Consider the following 357-nt stretch of genomic DNA (forward strand, 5'->3'; position numbering starts at 1 on the left):
TAACCTCCCAATACAGCCAATCCGATCGACAAACCCAACCAAAGCCATGGGTTTTCTCGGACCGGACTACTCGCGGCAGCCTTGGACAATGCAAATCCATAATCATCCCAAATGACCTGATCCCAGTGTTGCTGAGCTTTCAGGTTGTCATTGTAGGTATTGAAGTTTTCTCCAAAAGCGGAAAGAAAGGAAAAATTGGAACCATATTCCTGACCATACATCGGAGCGAGGATTTCGGCCATTTTCTCCCGATGGATATCCTTGGTATTAACCAAAACCAGCTCCTCGGTAAGCGTGTAGTTTCCCAAAAAAGGAACCGCCGTAAACACAGTCAATCCGATCAGAAACAACCCCAAT

Annotated in this window: 1 protein-coding gene; it reads right to left on the bottom strand. The window is 46.2% G+C overall.

The window, feature by feature from the left end; all coding sequences use genetic code 11:
- The coding region (locus tag ACNKXV_RS13570; RefSeq protein ID WP_417908264.1) for a hypothetical protein at positions 1–357 on the bottom strand (357 nt) is incomplete at both ends.

The organism is Christiangramia aquimixticola (assembly GCF_048285835.1).
Taxonomy (GTDB): Bacteria; Bacteroidota; Bacteroidia; order Flavobacteriales; family Flavobacteriaceae; genus Christiangramia; species Christiangramia aquimixticola.